The organism is Streptomyces sp. NPDC107654 (assembly GCF_055639035.1).
This window is the reverse complement of record NZ_JBVKBI010000023.1, coordinates 20,292-40,217: the sequence shown is the minus strand read 5'-3', so window position 1 is coordinate 40,217 and position 19,926 is coordinate 20,292. Positions and strand designations below refer to the sequence as shown.

The following is a 19,926-nucleotide window of genomic DNA, read 5'->3' as shown; positions in this document are numbered from 1 at the left end:
CGTCTTACGGGCGCGGCCGGGTGCTCCGTACGGTTTCCGGCACCCCACCGAATCCGAGGAGACCTCCCCATGCTCCAACGACACCTCAGAGCCGCGTGCGCCGCCGCCGCGGCGGCGGGTGCCCTGCTCGTGGCCGGGCTCAGCGGCTCCGCGAGCGCCCTCCCGTCCGACTCCCCGGCCGCCCCCACGGCGGCCCGGACCCTGCACACCGACGCGGCCCCGCCCGCCCTCCTGCGGGCGCTCCAACGGGACCTGGGCCTGAACCGGCAGCAGGCCGAACGCCGCCTGGCCAACGAGGCGGAGGCGGGCGCCACCTCCGGCCGGCTGCGGGCCGCACTGGGCACGCACTTCGCGGGCGCCTGGGTGCGCGGCGCGGAGTCGGAGACCCTGACCGTCGCCACCACGGACCCGGCCGACGTGCCGGCGATCCGGGCCCGGGGCGCCACCGCGCGCGTGGTCGTCCACTCCCTGGCCGCGCTCGACGCGGCCAAGGCACGCCTGGACCGGGCCGCCGCGCGGCGCGCCACCACCGACACCCCGGTCTGGTACGTCGACGTCCCGTCCAACGCGCTCGTGGTGCGGGCGGTACGCACGGACGCCGCGCGCTCCCTGCTGGCGGCGGCCCACGTCGACGCCTCCCTCGCCCGCACGGTGAAGTCGGCCGAGCACCCCCGTCCGCTCTACGATCTGCGCGGCGGTGACGCGTACTACATAGACAACAGCACCCGCTGCTCGATCGGCTTCCCGGTGACCCGGGGCACCCGGCAGGGCTTCGCCACGGCCGGCCACTGCGGCCGGGCCGGCAGCACCACCACCGGCGCCAGCCAGGTCCCGCAGGGCACCTTCCAGGCCTCCGTCTTCCCCGGCAACGACATGGCGTGGGTGGCCGCCAACGCCAACTGGACGGCGACGCCGTACGTCAACGGTTCCAGCGCGCAGGTCACCGGTTCCACCCAGGCGACGGTGGGCTCCTCGGTGTGCCGCTCCGGCTCGACCACGGGCTGGCACTGCGGCACGGTGCAGCAGCTCAACAGCAGCGTCACCTACCAGGAGGGCACGGTCACCGGGGTCACCCGCACCTCGGTGTGCGCCGAACCGGGCGACTCGGGCGGCTCGTTCATCTCCGGCAGCCAGGCACAGGGCGTCACCTCGGGCGGCACGGGCAACTGCACGAGCGGCGGAACGACGTACTTCCAGCCGGTCAACCCGATCCTCCAGTCGTACGGCCTGACGCTGAAGACGACCGCGACCGGTCCCGGTGACCCGGGCGACCCCGGTGACCCGGGCGACCCCGGTGACCCGGGCGACCCCGGTGACCCGGGCGACCCGGGCGGCACCTGGGCGGCGGGCACCGTCTACCAGGCGGGCGCCACGGTGACCTACGGCGGCGCCACCTACCGCTGTCTGCAGACCCATCAGGCCCAGCCGGGCTGGGAGCCGCCGAACCCCCCCGCGCTGTGGCAGCGGCAGTGAGCGGCTGACCCCCGGGGACCGCCGTCCGCCCGGACGCCCCGCACGCCCCACCAGAGCGTCCGGAACATCCGGGGGGCCCGGGGCGTCCGGAACGTCCGGGCAGACGGCGCCGTGACGCGGTGGCTAGCCCCCGGCCGCCTTCCCCTTGCCGCAGAACGCCGATTCCAGGGCACCGGCCAGGGTGTCCAGCACCTTGCCGTTGTTCGACGTGTTGGCCACGGCCGTGAGACTCCGCCCGCCGTCCTTCGTGCTGAACGCGTACGTGTAGTAGCCCTGCACCGCCCCTGTGTGCCCGTACACCGACACCCCGCAGGTCAGGTCACGCCGCCGCAGCCCGAGCCCGTACGCCGTCGTGCTGTTCACCTTGGTGAACCGCTCCATCTCGGCCAGCCGTGCCGCGGACATCAGCCTCCCCTTGAGCAGGGCGCCGTAGAAGACGTCGAGGTCGTGCGCGCTGGAGATGATCGCCCCCGCGCTCTGTGCCCACGACACCGTCTGCGCCGTCGCGTCGACCAACGGCGCGCCCGCCGTGTCCGGCGTCAGGTACCCGCGGGCGTGCCGGCCGGGGATCGCGGTGTCCGGATGGACGTAGAAGGTGTCGTGCAGCTTCAGCGGCCCGATGACGCGGTCCTGGTACGCCGTCCCCACCGGCTGCCCGGTGAGTTTCTCGATGAGCAGTCCGGCGACGACGAAGTTGGTGTTGGAGTAGGAGTAGGCGGCGCCCGGGGCGTTGGTGCGCGGCTTCCTCAGGGACAGGGCGACCAGCTCACGGTAGGTGAAGACCTTCCTCCGGACGGCCTCGAAGCCGGAGACGCTGCTGGCGAACATGTCGTTGCTGTAGTCGTACAGCCCGCTGCGGTGGCTCAGCACGTGCCGGACCGTGATCCGGTCGTCCGGCAGCAGCCCCGGCAGGTACCGGTTGACCGGCGCGTCGAGCGAGAGGCGGTGCTCGTCGACGAGCTGGAGCAGTACGACCGTCGAGAAGGTCTTGGTGACGCTGCCGATCCGGAACCGGTCGTCGGTGCTGATGGGCCGCCGCGTGGCGCGGTCGGCGACACCGTGCGTGACCCGGTAGGTCCGGCCGTGGTCGTCGATCCGGGCCAGCGCGCCCGGCGCGCCCTGCGCCACCGCCGACTTCAGCACCGCGGCCACCCCCGCGGTGTCGGGCGCCGGCAGTGCCGCGCTGCCGTGTGCCGGCGGCGCCGCCGCCGCCCGGCTGCCCGGCTCCTCGGTGTCCGGCCCTCCGGTCGCGGCCCGCGCCGGGACCGCGAGCAGGGACAGCGCGACCGCTCCGAGAACCGCTCCCCGCCCCACCGTTGCTGAGACCATCCCGTACCCTCTTCCTCGGTTCGGTTTCTGATGCGATATCGGTCACATTCCGCCCTGGGAACCTAGGGGATCAGGCCGTCGTCTCCACAGCCGACACACAGTTGGTCATCCCGCGATCACTCTGTGGCGCCCATTTGCAAAGGATTGCCATAGAAGTTCGCGAAATGGATCATTCCGGCTTTACGTGTCCATGAATGATCCGCAAGGGTGGCGCTCGGGGCGGATCAGCCCCCTTGGTGCGCAACGGCGCCATGCCTCAAGGCGGTTGGGGATCCCTGCCGCCTTCGAACGAAGGAACCCTGATCAGATTGCGTAGACCGCACATACGCACCGTGGCGGTCGCCGTCGCGGTGACGACGGCTGCCACGGGCCTGGCCGGTACGGCCTTCGCGGCTCCCTCCACCGGGGTGGAGCGGTCCGCCGCCTCCGCCGCGTCGAACGCCACGGCGGTGGTGGAGGCGGCGCGCACCGCGGCCTTCTCGCACGCCTCGGCGACCGGCGTCTCCAAGGGCGACGAACTGCACGCCCAGGACGTCATGATCGACCCCGAGGGCGCTCGTCACGTCCGTTTCGTCCGCACCCACAACGACCTTCCGGTGCTCGGTGGCGACCTCGTCGTCCACCTCGACCACGGTCTTCGGTACACGGGCGTGACCCGCGCGGCCGACCACACGGTCAAGCCCGCCGCCGCCCACGCCAAGCTGACCGCCGGCCAGGCCGCCGCCAAGGCCGCCAAGGCGGCCAAGGGCGACGCCGGCAGTGCCCAGCTCGTGGTGGACGCCCGCGACGGCGTCTCCGCGCTCGCCTACCAGGTCACCGTCACCGACGAGGACAGCGCCCGCACGGTCGTCGTGGACGCGGTCACCGGCAAGGTGCGCAGCAACACGCCGACCCGGGACGAGTTCCTGTCGCCGAAGCTGCTCAACGCCCTGCGCGAGCGCGGCGAGACCCTCGACCCGGCCACCGGCTCCGGCTCCGGCACTGACGTCTCCGGTCTGGTCGGCTCCCGCGGCACCGGTGCCGCGGCCTACCCGTCGGCCGCCAAGGGCACCGGCAAGACCCTCTTCGTGGGCACCGTCGGTCTCACCACCACGCAGACCTCGCGCGGCCACTACCAGCTCAAGGACCCGAACCGGTACGGCACCGAGACGCGGGACGCCAAGGGCTCGTACACGGAGAAGTTCAGCGCCGGTTCCAAGCTGACCAACACCACCAACGTGTGGGGCAACGGCAAGACCACCAGCCGGGTCAGCGCCGCGGCCGACGCCCAGTACGGCATCACGAAGACGCTCGACTTCTACAAGAGCACCTTCAAGCGCAAGGGCATCGCGAACAACAGCAAGCCCGCGCAGGCGATGGTGCACTGGGGCAAGAAGATCGCCAACGCCTTCTGGGACCCGACCTGCAACTGCATGCTGTACGGCGACGGCGACGGCGACATGTTCAAGAAACCGCTCGTGGTCCTCGACGTCACCGGTCACGAGCTGACCCACGGCGTGGTCGAGGCGACCGCCAACCTGCAGCCGACCTTCGTCGACTCCGACGGCAACCAGTACGGCGAGCCCGGCTCGCTGAACGAGTCGCTCGCGGACATCTTCGGCTCCAACGTCGAGTTCTACGCCAAGAACACGAAGGACACCCCGGACTACCTGGTCGGCGAGAAGCTGGGCCTGTCGCAGAAGTTCCTGCGCCGCCTGGACCACCCCTCGCTCGACAAGCTCGAGGGCACCATCGACTACTGGTCGGCGGACACCTACTACACCGAGGTGCACGCCGGTTCCGGTGTCTCGTCCCACGCCTACTACCTCCTCGCCGAGGGCAGCGGGAAGAAGACGATCAGCGGCGTGAAGTACAACTCGCCGACGTACCACAACATCGCGGTCAAGGGCATCGGCCGCACCAAGGCGACGGCCATCTACTACCGGGCGCTGACCCGCTACATGGTCTCCTCAACCGACTTCCACCAGGCGCGCGTCGCGACGCTGAAGGCGGCCAAGGACCTGTACGGCGCGAACAGCACCGAGTACAAGACGGTGGACAAGTCGTGGGCCGCGGTCAACGTCACCGCCGCCAACACGCCGCGCGCCCACCACTGACGGACGCTGCAGCACACCCGCACCACCGGATGCCCCGCCCCGCGCGGGGCATCCGCATGTCCGGGGGCGGCCCCGCCTGCCGTCACCCCGTCCCGGCCGGCTCCGGAGCGATCAGACCCCGGCGGTAGGCCACCGCCACCGCCTCCGTACGGCTCGCCGCGCCCAGCTTGGCGAGGATGTTGGAGACGTGCACGCTGGCCGTCTTGCCGGTGATGAACAGTTCCTCGCCGATCTGCCGGTTGCTGCGGCCCCGCGCGAGGAGCCGCAGGACGTCCCGCTCCCGCGCGGTCAGCGGAACATGACCGGCGGCCGGGGCCCCGGCCCCGAGGCGGCCCCGGCGGACCAGCGCGTCGACGTCCTCCGACAGCGGCGCGGCACCCAGTCCGGCCGCCGTCTCCCCGGCCAGCCGCGCCTGTTCCGCCGCCTCCGCCCGCCGCTCCACCGCGAGCAGCGCCCGCGCGTACCGCAGCCGGCAGCGCGCCTGCTCGTACCCGTCGCCGTAGCCGAACGCGGCGACCGCCCTCCCCCAGGCCGCCGGATCCGGACCGGACACGACCGTCGCCCACTCCGCCTCCGCCCGGGCCAGCCAGGCCCGCCCCTCGGGGCCCTGCGCGAGGCCCTCCTCGCCCTGCCCGGCTCCGTCGCGCGCCGCCTCCGCCAACTCGGCCGCCGTCTGCGCCCAGCGGGCGAGTTCCGTGTCCGCGCCGCCCCCGCGCCGCAGCTCCGTGACCCGGTCGGCGACCGCCGCCAGGCAGAGCGCGGCCAGCCGCACCGCGACGCCCGGTCGCCGTCCCGTCACGTCACCGAGGGCCGTGACCGTCTCCCGCATCCGTGCGACGGCGCCCTCCGCGTCGCCGTCCCGCGTGGCGGCGTCGGTGAGCACGATCCCGGCGACCAGCGTGCCCATCCAGTCGAACGGCCCCTCGAGCAGGACCCGGGCCCGGTCCACCGCGCCGCGGTCACCCCGGGCCAGCGCCACGTACAGCGCGGGGCTCGTCGCGAAGGCGCCACCGGGCGCGGGCAGCCCGGGCGCGGCCTCGGCCGCCAGGCGCAGGCACTCGTCCCAGCGGCCCAGCGTGTACAGCACCAGCAGCTGGAGGTAACGCAGCTCCAACGGGTACACCGAGGACAGCAGACCGGCCCGGCGGGCCCGCTCCAGGCCGTCGGCCAGCAGGGGCAGGCACTCCGTCAGGTCCCCGGCCTCCACGGCGCCGAGCGCCAGGTTGAACAGCGCACGCGTCTCCACCTGAGCGTTCCCGGCGGCGCGGGCCAGCTCCATTGCCCGCCGCAGCGTCTTCCGGCCCTCCGGGGAGCGCCGGCCACCGCCCTCGACCACCGCCAGGGAGATCAGCAGATCGGCCTGGGCGCCCCGCACGCCCAGTTCCTCGGCGACCCGCAGGGCCTGCCGGCCGATCCGCAGCGCGGTCTCGTCCTCGCCGACGTGGCGGGCCGCCGCGACATGCGTGGCCGCGGCCCACACCCACGTCCGCGACGGCGGCTCGGCGGGGATCATCGCCAGCGCCTCGCTGCTGTAGCGGAACGCCGCCGTCAGGCTGTCCACCGCCAGCAGGTTCCCGGCCAGCGTGTAGCGGACCCGGGCGGCCAGCTCGCCGTCGGTGTCCTCGCCGACCCCGGCGAGCGCCGCCCGGTTCAGCGCGACCGCCCGGTGGAAGGCGCCGGCGTGGGCCGCGGCGGCCGAGGCGCGCAGCGTCAGGATGACCCGGTCCAGGCCCTCCCCGGCGGGCCGGACGGACGCGGGCACCGACGGCCACAGGTCCAGGGCGGTCTCCAGGTGCCGCAGCTCCTCGGCGGGCGCGCCGAGCCGCCGGGCGTGGTCGGCGGCCTCCAGACAGGCCGCGAGCGCCGCGGGCAGGTCGTGGCTCTCCCGGGAGTGGTGGGCGCGTTCCGCCGCCGTCTGCGGGACTCCGCCGTCCGCGAGTAGCCGGGCGTAGGCGCCGTGCAGCCGGGACCGCTCGCCGGGCAGCAGATCGGCGTAGACCGCCTCCCGGGTGAGGGCGTGCCGGAACGCGTACGTGCCGTCGTCCTGGGCGAGCAGCAGCTGGTGCCCGACGGCCTCCCTGAGCGCGGCCTCCAACTCCTCCTCGGGCAGCCCGGCCGCCTCGCGCAACAGCCCGTGCCGCACCCGCCGCCCGGCCACGGCCGCGGTCCGCAGCACCTGCTGCGCGGTCTCGGACAGCTGCTCGACCCGGATGAGCAGCAGGTCGGCGAGGCCGCTGGGCACGCCGTCCGCGCCGGACGCCGCGAGCAGCTCCTGCGCGTAGAACGCGTTCCCCTCGGCGCGGGCCACGATCCCGCGCACGACGGCGTCGGGCAGCGGGCGGTCCTCCAGGGTCCGCACCAGCCGGGCGACCTCGGGATCGGGCAGCGGCCGCAGCTCCAGCCGCTCCACGGCGGGCAGCCGGACCAGTTCGGCGAGCAGGGGGCGCAGCGGGTGGCGGCGGTGCAGGTCGTCGGTGCGGTAGGAGGCGAGGATCGCGAGCCGCCGGTCCCGGGCGCCGCCCGGCCGGTGCGGCAGGCCCCGGCTGAGCAGGAAGCGCAGCAGGTCCCGTGAGGACTGGTCGGCCCAGTGCAGGTCCTCCAGGACGAGCAGCAGCGGGGCCACCCCGGCCAGACCGGCCAGCAGACCGGCGACGTCCTCGAAGAGCCGCAGCCGCTCGTCGGGCCCGCCGCCCGCGTCCGGGCCGGCGCCCAGCAGCCGGTCCGCCGCGGGATGCGCGGCCATGACGGCCGTGAACCGCTCGTCGGCGGCGAGCGCGCCGAGGATCTCGGTGAACGGCAGGTACGGCAGACCGACGTCGCCGAGGTCCACGCAGTGCCCGGTCACCACGGTGGCCCCGGCCCGCGCCGCCCGCCCGGCGGCCTCGTCCAGCAGCCGGGTCTTGCCGACCCCGGCGTCCCCGGCGAGCAGCACCGCTCCCGCGGCACCACCCCGGGCACGCTCCAGCACGCCCGTGAGCCGGGCCAGTTCCTCGTCCCGGCCGATCAGCGGGGCTGTGGTGAAGGCGGTCTGCGACACGCCCTCATCCTGCCACGCGGCACCGACAACACCCCCGGTACCGACAACACCCCCGGGACCGACAACACCCCCGGTACCGACAACACCCCCGGTACCGACAACACCCCCGGGACCGACATCACCCCGGCACCCACGAGGCCGCCGCACCGAGAACGTCCCGGCACCCGACGACGCCCCGGCACCGACGGCGAGGCGGACCGCCGTACCCGCCGCGGCCTCAACGCAGCGTCTGCGCCCAGTTCTCCGGCACCCGGCCCGCGGGACCCGGCGCCGGCTGGTCGGCGGGACGGCTGTCCGGCGGGGCGAGTTCGGGGCCGGAGGTGAACAACTCGTCGGTGGCGTAGTTCCAGAACCAGCCCTCGCCCGGCTCGAAACTCTGGATCACCGGGTGCCCGGTGGCCCGGTAGTGGGCGGTGGCGTGCTTCGCGGGGGAGTCGTCGCAGCAGCCGATGTGCCCGCACCGCGCGCACCGGCGCAGGTGGAACCACCAGCCGCCCGCCTCCTCGCACTCCACACAGCCCGTGCCGCTGGGCGGGACGCTGGGGTCGATTCCGTCGACGTCGTTCATACCGGCTCCTCGTCGGGCGTCTGTGCGGTCAGGGGCAGCAGCACCTGGAAACGGGTGTCGCCGGGCACCGACTCGACCCGCAGGGCCCCGTGGTGCTTGTTGACGACGATCCGCCAGGAGATGTCCAGGCCGAGGCCGGTGCCCTCGCCGACCGGCTTGGTCGTGAAGAACGGGTCGAAGATCCGGTCCCTGATCTCCGGCGGCACGCCCGGACCGGTGTCCCGGAACTCGACCAGCAGCCGGTCGTGGTGGAGTGCCGTCCGCACGGTCAGCGTGCCCTGGCCGCCCGCGCCGTTCATGGCCGACACGGCGTTGTCCACCAGGTTGGTCCACACCTGGTTCAGCTCGGCCGGGTAGGCGGGCACCGGCGGGAGCGTGCGGTCGTACTCCTTGACGACCTCGATGCCCGGACCGGTCTTCCCCGAGAGCATCAGCAGCGTGCTGTCGAGGAGTTCGTGCACGTCCACCTCCCGGTACGGCGCCCGGTCCAGCTGGGAGTACTGCTTGGCGGCGTCGACCAGGTGCGAGATCCGGGTGGTGGAGTCCTCGATCTCGTCCATCAGCAGCTCGGTCTCGACGGTGTAGTTCAGCCAGCCGACCGCGTTCGGCAGGATCTCCTCGTCCACCGCCGCCGCGACCCGCTCCAGCCAGTCCACGTCGAATCCGGCCTGCACGAAGGTGGGCGCCAGCTGCCAGCCGTGGTCGATGCCGTGGTCCTCCAGCCAGTCGGTGAGCGTGTCCTCCCGGTCGCTGGCCTCCAGCGGGCTGAGCACCGGGGCCTTGGCCACCCGTTCCGCGGTGCGCTCCTGGATCTCGACCAGGCTCGCCAGCACCTCGCGGGAGAAGGGCCCTTCGGCGATCAGGCCGAGCTTGCGCCGCATCTTCGCGACCCGCTCCCGCAGGGTCGCGGTGGCCCGGACCGCGGCCGCCGCGGGGTTGTTCAGTTCGTGCGTGAGCCCCGCCGACAACGAGCCGAGCGCCAGCAGCCGTTCCCGCTGGCCGATCATCGCCTGGGTGTTCTTCGTGCCGAAGAACAGTCCCTCCAGCAGGTGCACGGCCATCGGGAACCACTCGCGCATCACGTCCGCGAAGAGGTCGGCCGGCAGCACGAAGAACCGCGTCGGCACCGTGACCCGCATGGAGTTGTTGTAGACCTGCCGCACCCGGTCGCCGAGGTAGGCCTGCATCGCGCCCGCGTACACCCCGGGCTGCGAGGTCCGGGTGACCTCAACGTCGTCGCCGCCGACCCGGCGGGACAGCAGGACCGTGCCCTCGATCATCACGAAGAAGCAGGTCGCCGGGTCGCCCTCGGTGTACACCGGGCCGGGCTGGAACAGCTCCACCCGTCCCTGGGCGCACAGCCGGCCCAGCTGCTCGGCGCTCAGCTTCTCGAAGAGGAACAGCGAGCCGATCTCCTGCGGGCTGCACGCCACGACCTGCCCGCTCATGACTGCTCCAGGTACCGGTGGACGAGCATCACGGCCATGGCTCCCTCTCCGACGGCGGACGCGACCCGCTTGGCGGACTCGGCGCGCGCGTCGCCCGCCACGAACACCCCGGGGGTACTGGTCTCCAGGTGGTACGGCGCCCGGTCCAGCTCCCAGCCGGCCGGCGGCCGTCCGTCGGCGGTCAGGTCGGGCCCGGCCAGGATGAAGCCCCGCCCGTCGCGCAGCACGCTGTCGCCGAGCCAGTCCGTCAGCGGGGCGGCGCCGATGAACACGAACATCCACTGCGCGTCGACCTGTTCGGTCTCCCCGGTCACCGCGTCACGCAGCGTCAGCCGCTCCAGGCGGTCCGAGCCGTGCGCCCGCTCCACGACCGTGTGACAGCGGACCGAGACGTTCGGCGCCTCGTCGATCTGCTGGATCAGGTAGTGCGACATGGACGCCGACAGGTCCGGGCCGCGCACCAGCAGCGTCACCGACTTCGCGCCCCGGGACAGGTACATCGCCGCCTGGCCCGCCGAGTTGGCGCCGCCGACGATGTACACGTCCTGGCCCTGGCAGGAGGCGGCCTCGGTCAGCGCCGAGCCGTAGAACACCCCGCACCCGGTCAGGTCGGAGCAGCCGGCGGCCTCCAGCTCCCGGTACTGCACGCCGGTCGCGAGGATCACGCTGTGCGCGGCGATCGCCGAGCCGTCCGCGAACCGTACGACGCGGGCGGCGCCGTTGACCTCCAGACCCGTCACCTCGCGCGCGGTCAGGATCTCGGCGCCGAACTTGGCCGCCTGCCGGCGCGCCCGGTCGGTGAGCTGGGCGCCGGAGACGCCGTCGGGGAAGCCGAGGTAGTTCTCGATCCGTGAGCTCTGCCCGGCCTGTCCGCCGGTGGCCGACCGCTCCACCAGCACGGTCCGCAGGCCCTCCGAGGCCCCGTACACGGCCGCGCCGAGCCCGGCCGGACCGCCGCCGATCACGATCAGGTCGTAGAAGTCGGCCGTCGGCGTCGTCGCCAGCCCCACGTGCGCGGCCAGCTCGGGCGCCTCCGGTTCGACCAGGACCGTGCACTCCGGGGTGATCACCAGCGGCAGCCGCTGTCCGTCCTGTCCGGCCGCCGCCAGCAGCCGCCGACCCTCCGGCTCCTCCACCGAGTACCAGCGGTACGGCACCTGGTTGCGGGCCAGGAACTCGCGGACGTCCGAGGAGCGCGCCGACCAGCGGTGTCCCACGACCTTGGTGCTGGGCACCGGCTTGTAGGCGCTGGTGCGCCAGGCCTGCAGCAGGTCGTCCACGACCGGGTAGAGCTTCTCCTCCGGCGGGTCCCACGGCTTGAGCAGGTAGTGGTCCAGATCGACCACGTTGATCGCGTCGATCGCCGCGTTGGTGTCCGCGTACGCGGTCAGCAGCACCCGCCGTGCCCCCGGGTACACGTCGAGGGCCTGTTCCAGGAACTCGATGCCGTTCATCTGCGGCATGCGGTAGTCCGCCAGGATCACGGCGACCAGGTCACCGCGCAGCTTCAGTTCGCGCAGCGCGTCCAGGGCGGACTCGCCGGACTCCGCGCGCACGATCCGGTACGACTCGCCGTAGCGCCGCCTGAGGTCGCGGGCGACGGCACGGGAGACCCCCGGGTCGTCGTCCACGGTCAGGATGACGGTCCGCGCGGTGTCGGCGGCCTGTGCCATACGTCTCCCCACCCGAGTGCCGGATCCACCGGATCGGTGTCGTGGGGACCACCGCACCGGTACCAGGCCATCGTATGTTCGCCTCCGCGGGTTCCGCTTGCCTGTCCGAGCCCACCCGCTTGCCCCACAGCGGCGGGCGCGCCTCCGGCCCGGGGAGCCGTCGGAGCACGGTGGAGGAGAGATCATCGTGATCGGTGCCCGTCAGCGGGCACCAGCAGCCTCAGGACCCGGCGACGACGAGGAGGCCCGCGGATGACACGCCCGATCACGGCAGGGGTGGACGGTACGGAGGAGAGTCTGGCCGCGCTGGACTGGGCGGCCCGGGAGGCCGTACGCCGGCGGCTGCCGCTGCGCGTGGTGCACGCCTGGCGGTACGCCGAGGCGCTCGCCGCAGCCGACCGGGACACCCAGCATCGATGGGTGTCGGAGGGCGTGGCGGAGGCCGTGCGGACCGTGTCCGAGCGGCACCCGGGGCTGACGGTGACCACCGACGTGGTCGAGGGCGCCGCCGCGCACGCGCTGGCCGAGGCGGCGGCCGGGGCGGAGATGCTGGTGCTCGGCTCGCGCGGCCACGGGCCCGTCGTCGGCTTCCTGCTGGGCTCGGTCGGCCGGCAGGTCATCGCGGAGGCGGCCCGGCCCGTGGTCCTGGTGCGTGCCGGGGACCAGGCCGCGGCCGAGGCGGCCGGCCGGGACGTCGTGGTCGGCCAGCACGGCGACCCGGAGGACAGCGCGGCGGCGCTGCGGTTCGCGTTCGAGACGGCGGCGTCCCGCGGCGCGGCCGTCCGCGCGGTCCGGGCCTGGACACTGCCCCCGGTCTTCGCCTACAGCCCCGGTTCCCTCAAGCTCCTGGACGACGCCGGCGGCCTCGAACCGTACGAGAGGCAGGCGCTGGCCGAGGCCCTCCGGCCGTGGCGGGAGCGGTTCCCGGAGGTGCCCGTCGCCGAACACGTGGAGATGGGCAGCGCCGGCCAGGTGCTGCTGTCGACGGCCGGCCGGGCCCAGCTGATGGTGGTCGGGCGCCGGGCGCGCCGTACGGCGGTCGGCGCCCGGATCGGCTCGGTCGCGCACGGGGTGCTGCACCACGCCGACTGCCCGGTGGCCGTCGTCCCGCACGAGTGAGCTACTGCGCCTCGGTCGGCTCCAGCGTGGTCCGGGCCTTGGGCAGGACCTTCTCGACGTAGTCCTCGACGGCGGTGTCGAGGCCTATGTCGTGCTGGGCGCGCTCGGACAGGTACCAGCGGTGTTCGAGGAGCTCGTGGTAGATCTCGGCCGGATCCATGGAGCCGCGCAGCTCCGGCGGCACCGCCCGCACGGCCGGCCGGAACACGTCCCGCACCCAGCGGTGCGCCAGCACCTCGGGACGGGCGGCATGGGGGTCCCCCCTGTCCGAGCGGAGCCGCGAGCTCGGGGAGGGGGCGCCCGGCGCGTAGTCGTCCTGGGTGGCCATCCAGCTCTCCAGGTCGTTCAGCAGCCGCCGGGCCTGGTTCTCCTCGGCGTCCAGACCGGTCAGCCGGAGCAGCTGGCGCTGGTGGTGGCCGGCGTCGACCACCTTCGGCACGAAGGTGACCGTGTCGCCGTTGGAGGAGTGCTCGATCTGCATCTCGGCGACGTCGAACCCGAGGTCGTTCAGGCGGCGGATCCGGCGCTCGATGTAGTGGTACTTGCCCGCCGGGTACACCGAGGTGCGGGTCAGTTCCTGCCACAGCCCCTGGTAGCGGGTGCGGATCTCGTGGCCGAACTCGACCGGGTCGACCGACGGGTGCAGCGCGCCGGACGCCTCCAGGTCCAGCAGCTCGCCGCTGATGTTGACGCGGGCGAGCTCCAGGTCGTAGTCCCGCTGCCCGGGGCTGAGCCGGGGATGCAGGTCGCCGGTCTCGGCGTCGACCAGATAGGCCGCGTAGGCGCCCGCGTCCCGCCGGAACAGGGTGTTGGACAGCGAGCAGTCGCCCCAGGCGAACCCGGCCAGGTGGAGCCGGACCAGCAGCACGGCGAGGGCGTCCATCAGCCGGTGCATCGTCGCCGGGCGCATGGTCGTCTCGAACATCGACCGGTACGGCATCGAGCCGCGCAGGTGACGGGTGACGAGGACGGGCTCCAGCGGCGCGCCGGAGGGGTCGGTGCGGCCGGTGACCACGGCGAGCGGGTCGACGGCGGGGATGCCGATCCGGTCCAGGTCGCGCAGCAGCTCGTACTCGCGCAGCGCGGGCCGTTCGGCCAGCTCCTTGACCGCGATCACCTCGTCGCCGGCGTGCGCGTAGCGCACCACGTGCCGGGAGATGCCGCGGGGGAGCGGCACGAGGTGGTGCTCGGGCCACTCCTCCAGCGGGGTGTCCCAGGGCAGTGCGAGCAGGAGTGCGGGGTGCTCCGGGTTCGTGGCGCTGATCTGCAAGGCCATGGCGGAACCCTAAGGCCCCGCCCGGGTGTTCTAGGAGGCCCGGTCCCGGGCCTGCTCGGCCGCGGTCCGCACCGGGCCGCGGTGGACCGGCCCGTGTCCGGGCAGGAGGGTGTCGCCGTCGAGCGCGCCGATCAGGTCCAGCGAGGCCACGACCCGGGCGCGCTCGTGGTGGAAGAAGTCGGGCAGGATCTGCGGGCCCTTGACGCGCGAGGTCGCGTGCCCGCTGACCAGGGCGTCACCGGAGATGACGATGCCCGACCCGGGGAGGTGGTAGGCGCAGTGGCCGTCGGTGTGGCCGGGGGTGTGCACGGGCACGGGACGGCCCGGCAGGTCCAGCGGTCCCTCGTTCGGGAACGGCTCGGGCGCGGTGACGGGGTTGTGGTCGGCGCCGCCCGCCCGGATCACGTGCACCGCCCACGGCAGGACACCCGGCCGCCACAGGTTGCGGACCACGTCGCCGATGGTGGCCTGCTGCAGGAACGCACGCCGGGCGTGCGGTACCTCGGCCGGGTGCAGGTACACGGGGGTGCCGTAGCGGGCGCGCAGGTACTCGGCCGAGCCCAGGTGGTCGTTGTGCGCGTGGGTGATCAGCACGGCGGCGACCGCCTCGGGTGAACTGCCCACCTCGGCCAGGGATTCCAGGACTCCCCGGCGGTCTCCCGGATACCCGGTGTCCACCAGGGTGACGGCGTCGCCGTCCTTCAGGATCACCCAGTTGACGTGGTTGCCGTGCACCAGAAAGGTGCCGTCGGCGACTTGGTGTACCTCTGCCCGCATGATCTCCCCGAGCCCTGTGCGGCTGACCGTCGGGGACAGCCAACCAGATGGGTCGGTGCCCCGCACCGGCGGGCCGTGTCAGCGCACGCCCTGCGGGCGGAACTGGATGCTGATGCGCGGTCCCGTGGCCCGGCTCGTCTTCGGGACGCAGTGCTCCCAGGTGCGCTGGCAGGAGCCGCCCATCACGATGAGGTCGCCGTGGCCGAGCGGGCGCCGGACCGTCGTGCCGCCTCCGCCGGCCGGGCGCAGCAGCAGGTCGCGGGGCTCGCCGACGGAGAGGATCGCGACCATCGTGTCCTCCCGGGAGCCCCGGCCCGTGCGGTCGCCGTGCCAGGCGACACTGTCCCGGCCGTCGCGGTAGTAGCACAGCCCGGCGGTGGTGAACGGCTCGCCCAGTTCGTCGGCGTAGTGCCGGGACAGGGCGGTGCGGGCCTCGTCGAGGACCGGGTGGGGGAGCGGGTCCCGGGCCCGGTAGAAGGCGAGCAGGCGTGGGACGGTCACCACGTTGTCGTACATCTTGCGCTGCTCGGCCCGCCAGGGGACCTCGGCCGCGAGGTGTTCGAACAGGGCGTCGGCCCCGCCCAGCCAGCCCGGGAGTACGTCGATCCAGGCGTCCGAGCCCAGCGGGGTCCGGCGCAGCCCGTCGAGCGGGCCGAGCCGCAACTGGTCGGTCTGGTCGAACAGGGAGCCCTGGAGGTGCGTGGACATGGGTCCAGCGTACTCCTTAATCGAAAGCATGTTCCCTTCGATCGTGGAGTCGCTTCGGTGTCCATGGAGCCTTTCGATACATCGGTGTATCCGATACATTCGCGTATCGAATCGACCGGAGGGGGCCGCCATGGACACGACCAAGCGCGTCACCCGGCGTCGGGTCCGCACCCGCGCCCGGTTGCTCGACGCCGCGTTCTCGGTGTTCGCGGCCAAGGGCTTCGGGCGGGTCTCCATCGAGGAGGTCTGCGAGGCGGCCGGCTTCAGCCGGGGCGCCTTCTACTCCAACTTCGCCACCCTGGACGAGCTGTTCTTCGCCCTCTACCAGGAGCGCGCCGACCTCATCGCCGGCCAGGTCGCCGACGCCCTCGCCCAGGACGGACCCGACCTGGACGTGCCCGCCTCCGTGGACCGGGTCACCGAGGTGCTGCTGCTCGACGTCGACTGGCTGCTGGTGAAGACCGACTTCCTGGTGCACGCCGCCCGGGACCCGGCCGTCGCCCGGGCCCTCCTCGACCACCGCGCGCGGCTGCGCCGGGCCGTCGCCGACCGGCTCTCCCGTGCCCGCGGCCACACCGCACTGCCCGCCGTGCTCGGCGACGCGGACGCCGCCGCGCACGCCGTGGTCGCCGCGTACGACGGGGTCACCACCCAACTGCTGCTGGACCGGGACGTGGAGGCCGCCCGGGCCTGGCTCAGGCAACTGCTCACGGCGCTGCTCACGGACGGTGGCCGCACCCCCGCCTGAGCACCGGCACGCCCCCTCCCCGCACCCTCAGGAAGGACACCCCCGCCATGGACGCGGACGTCATCGTCGTAGGAGCCGGACTCGCCGGCCTCGTCGCGGCGCACGAGCTCACCAGCCGGGGCCGCAGGGTCGCCCTGGTCGACCAGGAGAACGCCGCCAACCTCGGCGGCCAGGCGTTCTGGTCCTTCGGCGGCCTCTTCCTCGTCGACTCGCCCGAGCAGCGGCGTCTCGGCGTCAAGGACTCCTTCGCCCTCGCCTGGAGCGACTGGCAGGGCAGCGCCCGGTTCGACCGGCTCGCCGACGAGGACTCCTGGGCGGTCCGCTGGGCCCGCGCCTACGTCGAGTGGGCCGCCGGCGAGAAGCGGTCCTGGCTCCAGGGCCACGGCATCGAGCTGCTGCCCACCGTCGGCTGGGCCGAGCGCGGCGACCTGCGCGCGGACGGCCACGGCAACTCCGTGCCCCGCTTCCACGTCGCCTGGGGCACCGGCACCGGCGTGGTCGAACCGTTCGTCCGGTACGCCCGGCAGGCCGCCCGGGACGGGCTGCTGACCTTCCACCACCGCCACCGGGTGGACGAGCTGGTCGTCGAGGACGGCACGGCACGCGGCGTTCGCGGCACCGTCCTCGCCCCCGACGACTCCCCGCGCGGTGTCGCCTCCAGCCGCGACCGCGCCGGCGACTTCGAACTCACCGCGCAGGCCGTCGTCGTCACCACCGGCGGCATCGGCGCCGACCACGACATCGTCCGCCGCCACTGGCCCGAGCGGCTGGGCACGCCCCCCGCCGAGATGGTCACCGGCGTCCCCGCCTACGTCGACGGCCGCATGCTCGACATCAGCGCCCGGGCCGGCGTACGCCTCGTCAACCGCGACCGCATGTGGCACTACACCGAGGGCCTGCGGAACTGGGACCCGATATGGCCCGGCCACGGCATCCGCGTCCTGCCGGGCCCGTCCTCCATCTGGCTCGACGCCCTCGGCCGCCGCCTGCCCGACCCCTGCCTGCCGGGCTACGACACCCTCGGCACCCTGAAGTACCTGCGCACCACCGAGGACATCGCCGGGTACGACCACTCCTGGTTCGTCCTCACCCGGAAGATCATCGAGAAGGAGTTCGCGCTCTCCGGCTCCGAGCAGAACCCCGACATCACCGCCAGGGACCGGGGGGCCGTGCTGCGCGACCGGCTGCTCGGCAAGGGCGCCCCCGGCCCGGTGCAGGCCTTCCTCGACCACGGCGCCGACTTCGTCACCGCCGGCACGCTGGAGCAACTGGTCGAGAAGATGAACGCCCTCACCGGCACACCGCTGCTGCAGGCGGCCGAGGTGCGCCGCCAGATCGAGGCCCGCGACCTGCAGATCGCCAACCCCTACAGCAAGGACGCCCAGGTGCAGGGCATCCGCAACGCCCGCCGCTACATCGGCGACCGCCTCGGCCGCGTCGCCGCCCCGCACCGCATCCTCGACCCGTCCGCGGGCCCCCTGATCGGGGTCCGGCTGCACGTGCTGACCCGCAAGACCCTCGGCGGCATCCAGACCGACCTGGATTCCCGCGCCCTCGGCGCCGACGGCACCCCCGTCGAGGGGCTGTACGCGGCCGGCGAGGTCGCCGGGTTCGGCGGCGGCGGGGTCCACGGCTACAACGCCCTGGAGGGCACCTTCCTCGGCGGCTGCCTGTTCTCGGGGCGGGCCGCGGGCCGGCACGCGGCCCGGCACACCGGCTGACCTCAGTCCCGCAGCAGCTCCGCGAGGACGTGCGCGTGGCTCTCCTCCGCCTTCTTCGAGGCCGTGAGGAGGGTCACCCGGCCCTCGCGGACCGAGGTCCTGAGGCGGTCGAGCACCTCGGCGGCCTGCGGGGCCTCCAGCTCCTGCTCGTACCGGCTCCTGAACTCCTCGTAGGAGCCGCCGCCGTGGTACCACGTGCGCAACTCGCTCGACGGGGTCAGATCCTTCGGCCACTCGTCCACCCGGGCCGCGTCCTTGGCGAGGCCGCGCGGCCACAGCCGGTCGACCAGCACCCGCAGGCCGTCGTCGGGCTCGGGCGGTTCGTAGACGCGGCGCACACGCACGCTCACGGTGGGGCCCCTCTCGGGTCGTGGACGGTCCCGCGAGCGTACTGCGCCGGCCCGTGCCCACCCGGCGGCGACGCGGCACGACACGACCGGACCACACGACTTGACCGGAACAAGGGGGAGAACGGGATCGCGCGGCCCCTAGTCTGACGGCCAGTCGATCACCGGCCGGCCCCAAGGAGCGCACGTGACGCCATCCCGCAGACAGCCCGCGCGACGCCGTACCGCCACCTACGCCACCGTCCCCGTCGCCGTGGCGGCGCTCCTCGGCGCCGCCGGACCCACCGCGCCGGCCACCACCGGCGCGCCCGGCGCGGGCGACCCCTACTTCCCGCTCAGCGGCAACGGCGGCTACGACGTCCGCCACTACGACCTGACACTGGGTTACGACACCGGCTCACGTCACCTGGACGGCACCGCCGTGCTCACCGCCCGCGCCACGCGGAACCTCACCCGGTTCGACCTCGACCTGAAGGGCCTGACGGTCACCGCCGTCACCGTCGACCGCACGAAGGCGGCCTTCCGGCGCGACGGCCGGGAACTCGTCGTCACCCCGCGCCACGCCCTGCGCCGGGGACGGGAGTTCCTCGTCACCGTCGCCTACCACGGCACCCCGGAACCGGTCACCGACCCCGACGGCTCGGCGGACGGCTGGATCCCCACCGACGACGGCGTTTTCGTCGCGTGTGAGCCGCAGGGCGCCATGACCTGGTTCCCCGCCAACGGCCACCCCCGGGACAAGGCGTCGTACGACTTCACGATCACCGTCCCGAAGGGGCGCACCGCCGTCGCCAACGGCGTCCTGCTCGGCGAGCGCACCGCCCACGGGCGGACCACCTTCCGCTGGCGCGAGACCCAGCCCATGGCCGCCTACCTCGCCACCGCCACCATCGGGAAGTTCCGGGTCGAGCGGTACACCACCCGCGACGGCCTCCAGGTGTACAACGCCGTGGACGCCCGCGAGGCGCGCGCCGCCGCACCCGTCCTGAAGAAGCTGCCCTCCGTCCTGGAGTGGGAGAGCACGCTGTTCGGGCCGTACCCGTTCCGGGCCGCCGGCTCGGTCGTCGACCACGCCCCGGACGTCGGCTACGCCCTGGAGACCCAGACCCGGCCGCTCTACGACTCCGCACCCGACCTCGACACCCTCGTCCACGAGAGCGCCCACCAGTGGTTCGGCGACTCCGTCTCCCTCACCGCCTGGAAGGACATCTGGCTCAACGAGGGCTTCGCCACCTACGCCGAGTGGCTCTACGCCGAGCAGCACGGCGGCCCAAACGCCCAGAAGAGCTTCGACGCCCTCTACGCCCGGCCCGCGAGCGACGCGTTGTGGGCCTACCCGCCCGGCGACCCCGGCAGCGGCAAGCGCCTCTTCGGCACGCCCGTCTACGCCCGCGGCGCCATGGCCCTGCACGAGCTGCGCCGGGCCGTCGGCGACCGGGACTTCGTCCGTATCCTGCGTGCCTGGGCGACCGGGCACCGCGGCGGCCACGGGACGACCGCACAGTTCGTGAGGCTTGCCGAGGAGAAGTCGGGGAAGCAGCTGAAAGGGCTGTTCCACACCTGGCTGTACACGCGAGGCAAGCCGAACAGCGCCTGACCACTCACG

Annotated in this window: 15 protein-coding genes; 6 read left to right on the top strand and 9 right to left on the bottom strand. The window is 73.6% G+C overall.

Annotated elements, in window-relative coordinates; translation table 11 throughout:
- Positions 1-69 precede the first annotated feature (69 nt).
- Positions 70-1,473, top strand: coding sequence for an alpha-lytic protease prodomain-containing protein (locus tag ACZ7N4_RS30855; protein WP_471364632.1), 1,404 nt, complete (start codon positions 70-72; stop codon positions 1,471-1,473).
- Positions 1,474-1,596: 123 nt separating this feature from the next.
- On the opposite strand, the gene ACZ7N4_RS30850 is transcribed toward ACZ7N4_RS30855, so the two are convergent.
- The gene (locus ACZ7N4_RS30850) at positions 1,597-2,802 is read right to left on the bottom strand and encodes a serine hydrolase domain-containing protein (protein ID WP_471364629.1); all 1,206 of its coding nucleotides are present in this window, start codon (positions 2,800-2,802) and stop codon (positions 1,597-1,599) included.
- Between the two features lie 308 nt (positions 2,803-3,110).
- On the opposite strand from ACZ7N4_RS30850, the gene ACZ7N4_RS30845 reads away from it, so the two are divergent.
- Complete coding sequence (locus ACZ7N4_RS30845; protein ID WP_471364625.1) at positions 3,111-4,898, top strand: M4 family metallopeptidase; 1,788 nt, start codon at positions 3,111-3,113, stop codon at positions 4,896-4,898.
- Positions 4,899-4,980: 82 nt separating this feature from the next.
- Here the strand turns inward: ACZ7N4_RS30845 and ACZ7N4_RS30840 are convergent, their stop codons facing one another.
- From ACZ7N4_RS30840 to ACZ7N4_RS30825, 4 genes are all read right to left on the bottom strand, one after another.
- Complete coding sequence (locus tag ACZ7N4_RS30840; protein ID WP_471364623.1) at positions 4,981-7,935, bottom strand: helix-turn-helix transcriptional regulator; 2,955 nt, start codon at positions 7,933-7,935, stop codon at positions 4,981-4,983.
- Between the two features lie 217 nt (positions 7,936-8,152).
- Entirely contained in the window at positions 8,153-8,503 is a 351-nt protein-coding gene (locus tag ACZ7N4_RS30835; RefSeq protein WP_471364618.1) for a UBP-type zinc finger domain-containing protein, read from the bottom strand.
- A complete protein-coding gene (locus ACZ7N4_RS30830) occupies positions 8,500-9,951 on the bottom strand; it encodes an ATP-binding protein (protein ID WP_471364615.1) in 1,452 nt (483 codons plus the stop codon). Before ACZ7N4_RS30830 ends, ACZ7N4_RS30835 begins: the two co-directional genes overlap by 4 nt.
- The gene (locus ACZ7N4_RS30825) at positions 9,948-11,624 is read right to left on the bottom strand and encodes an NAD(P)/FAD-dependent oxidoreductase (RefSeq protein WP_471364612.1); all 1,677 of its coding nucleotides are present in this window, start codon (positions 11,622-11,624) and stop codon (positions 9,948-9,950) included. The genes ACZ7N4_RS30830 and ACZ7N4_RS30825 overlap by 4 nt, the downstream gene beginning before the upstream one ends.
- 252 nt (positions 11,625-11,876) lie before the next feature.
- Between ACZ7N4_RS30825 and ACZ7N4_RS30820 the strand changes: the two genes are divergently transcribed.
- A complete protein-coding gene (locus tag ACZ7N4_RS30820) occupies positions 11,877-12,743 on the top strand; it encodes a universal stress protein (protein ID WP_471364608.1) in 867 nt (288 codons plus the stop codon).
- A 1-nt stretch (position 12,744) separates the two neighbouring features.
- On the opposite strand, the gene ACZ7N4_RS30815 is transcribed toward ACZ7N4_RS30820, so the two are convergent.
- The 3 genes from ACZ7N4_RS30815 to ACZ7N4_RS30805 all read right to left on the bottom strand — a co-directional run bounded on the left by ACZ7N4_RS30815 (position 12,745) and on the right by ACZ7N4_RS30805 (position 15,504).
- Entirely contained in the window at positions 12,745-14,019 is a 1,275-nt protein-coding gene (locus tag ACZ7N4_RS30815) for a DUF4032 domain-containing protein (RefSeq protein WP_471364605.1), read from the bottom strand.
- Positions 14,020-14,049: 30 nt separating this feature from the next.
- Positions 14,050-14,796 (bottom strand): MBL fold metallo-hydrolase, encoded by a 747-nt coding sequence (locus ACZ7N4_RS30810; RefSeq protein WP_471364602.1) that lies wholly within the window; start codon positions 14,794-14,796, stop codon positions 14,050-14,052.
- A gap of 78 nt (positions 14,797-14,874) precedes the next feature.
- Positions 14,875-15,504 carry an alpha-ketoglutarate-dependent dioxygenase AlkB gene (locus ACZ7N4_RS30805; RefSeq protein WP_471364599.1) on the bottom strand — a complete coding sequence of 210 codons (630 nt, stop codon included), beginning with the start codon at positions 15,502-15,504 and terminating at the stop codon, positions 14,875-14,877.
- A gap of 130 nt (positions 15,505-15,634) precedes the next feature.
- Here ACZ7N4_RS30805 and ACZ7N4_RS30800 point away from each other — a divergent pair, with 130 nt between their 5' ends.
- Both ACZ7N4_RS30800 and ACZ7N4_RS30795 read left to right on the top strand, forming a co-directional pair.
- Complete coding sequence (locus tag ACZ7N4_RS30800; RefSeq protein WP_471364597.1) at positions 15,635-16,252, top strand: TetR/AcrR family transcriptional regulator; 618 nt, start codon at positions 15,635-15,637, stop codon at positions 16,250-16,252.
- Between the two features lie 47 nt (positions 16,253-16,299).
- A complete protein-coding gene (locus ACZ7N4_RS30795) occupies positions 16,300-17,973 on the top strand; it encodes an FAD-binding dehydrogenase (RefSeq protein WP_471364593.1) in 1,674 nt (557 codons plus the stop codon).
- 2 nt (positions 17,974-17,975) lie between these two features.
- Here the strand turns inward: ACZ7N4_RS30795 and ACZ7N4_RS30790 are convergent, their stop codons facing one another.
- Positions 17,976-18,323: a DUF488 domain-containing protein gene (locus ACZ7N4_RS30790; RefSeq protein WP_471364590.1), complete on the bottom strand. Its 348-nt coding sequence runs from the start codon at positions 18,321-18,323 to the stop codon at positions 17,976-17,978.
- Between the two features lie 184 nt (positions 18,324-18,507).
- Here ACZ7N4_RS30790 and ACZ7N4_RS30785 point away from each other — a divergent pair, with 184 nt between their 5' ends.
- Complete coding sequence (locus tag ACZ7N4_RS30785; RefSeq protein WP_471364588.1) at positions 18,508-19,917, top strand: M1 family metallopeptidase; 1,410 nt, start codon at positions 18,508-18,510, stop codon at positions 19,915-19,917.
- Positions 19,918-19,926: the final 9 nt, after the last annotated feature.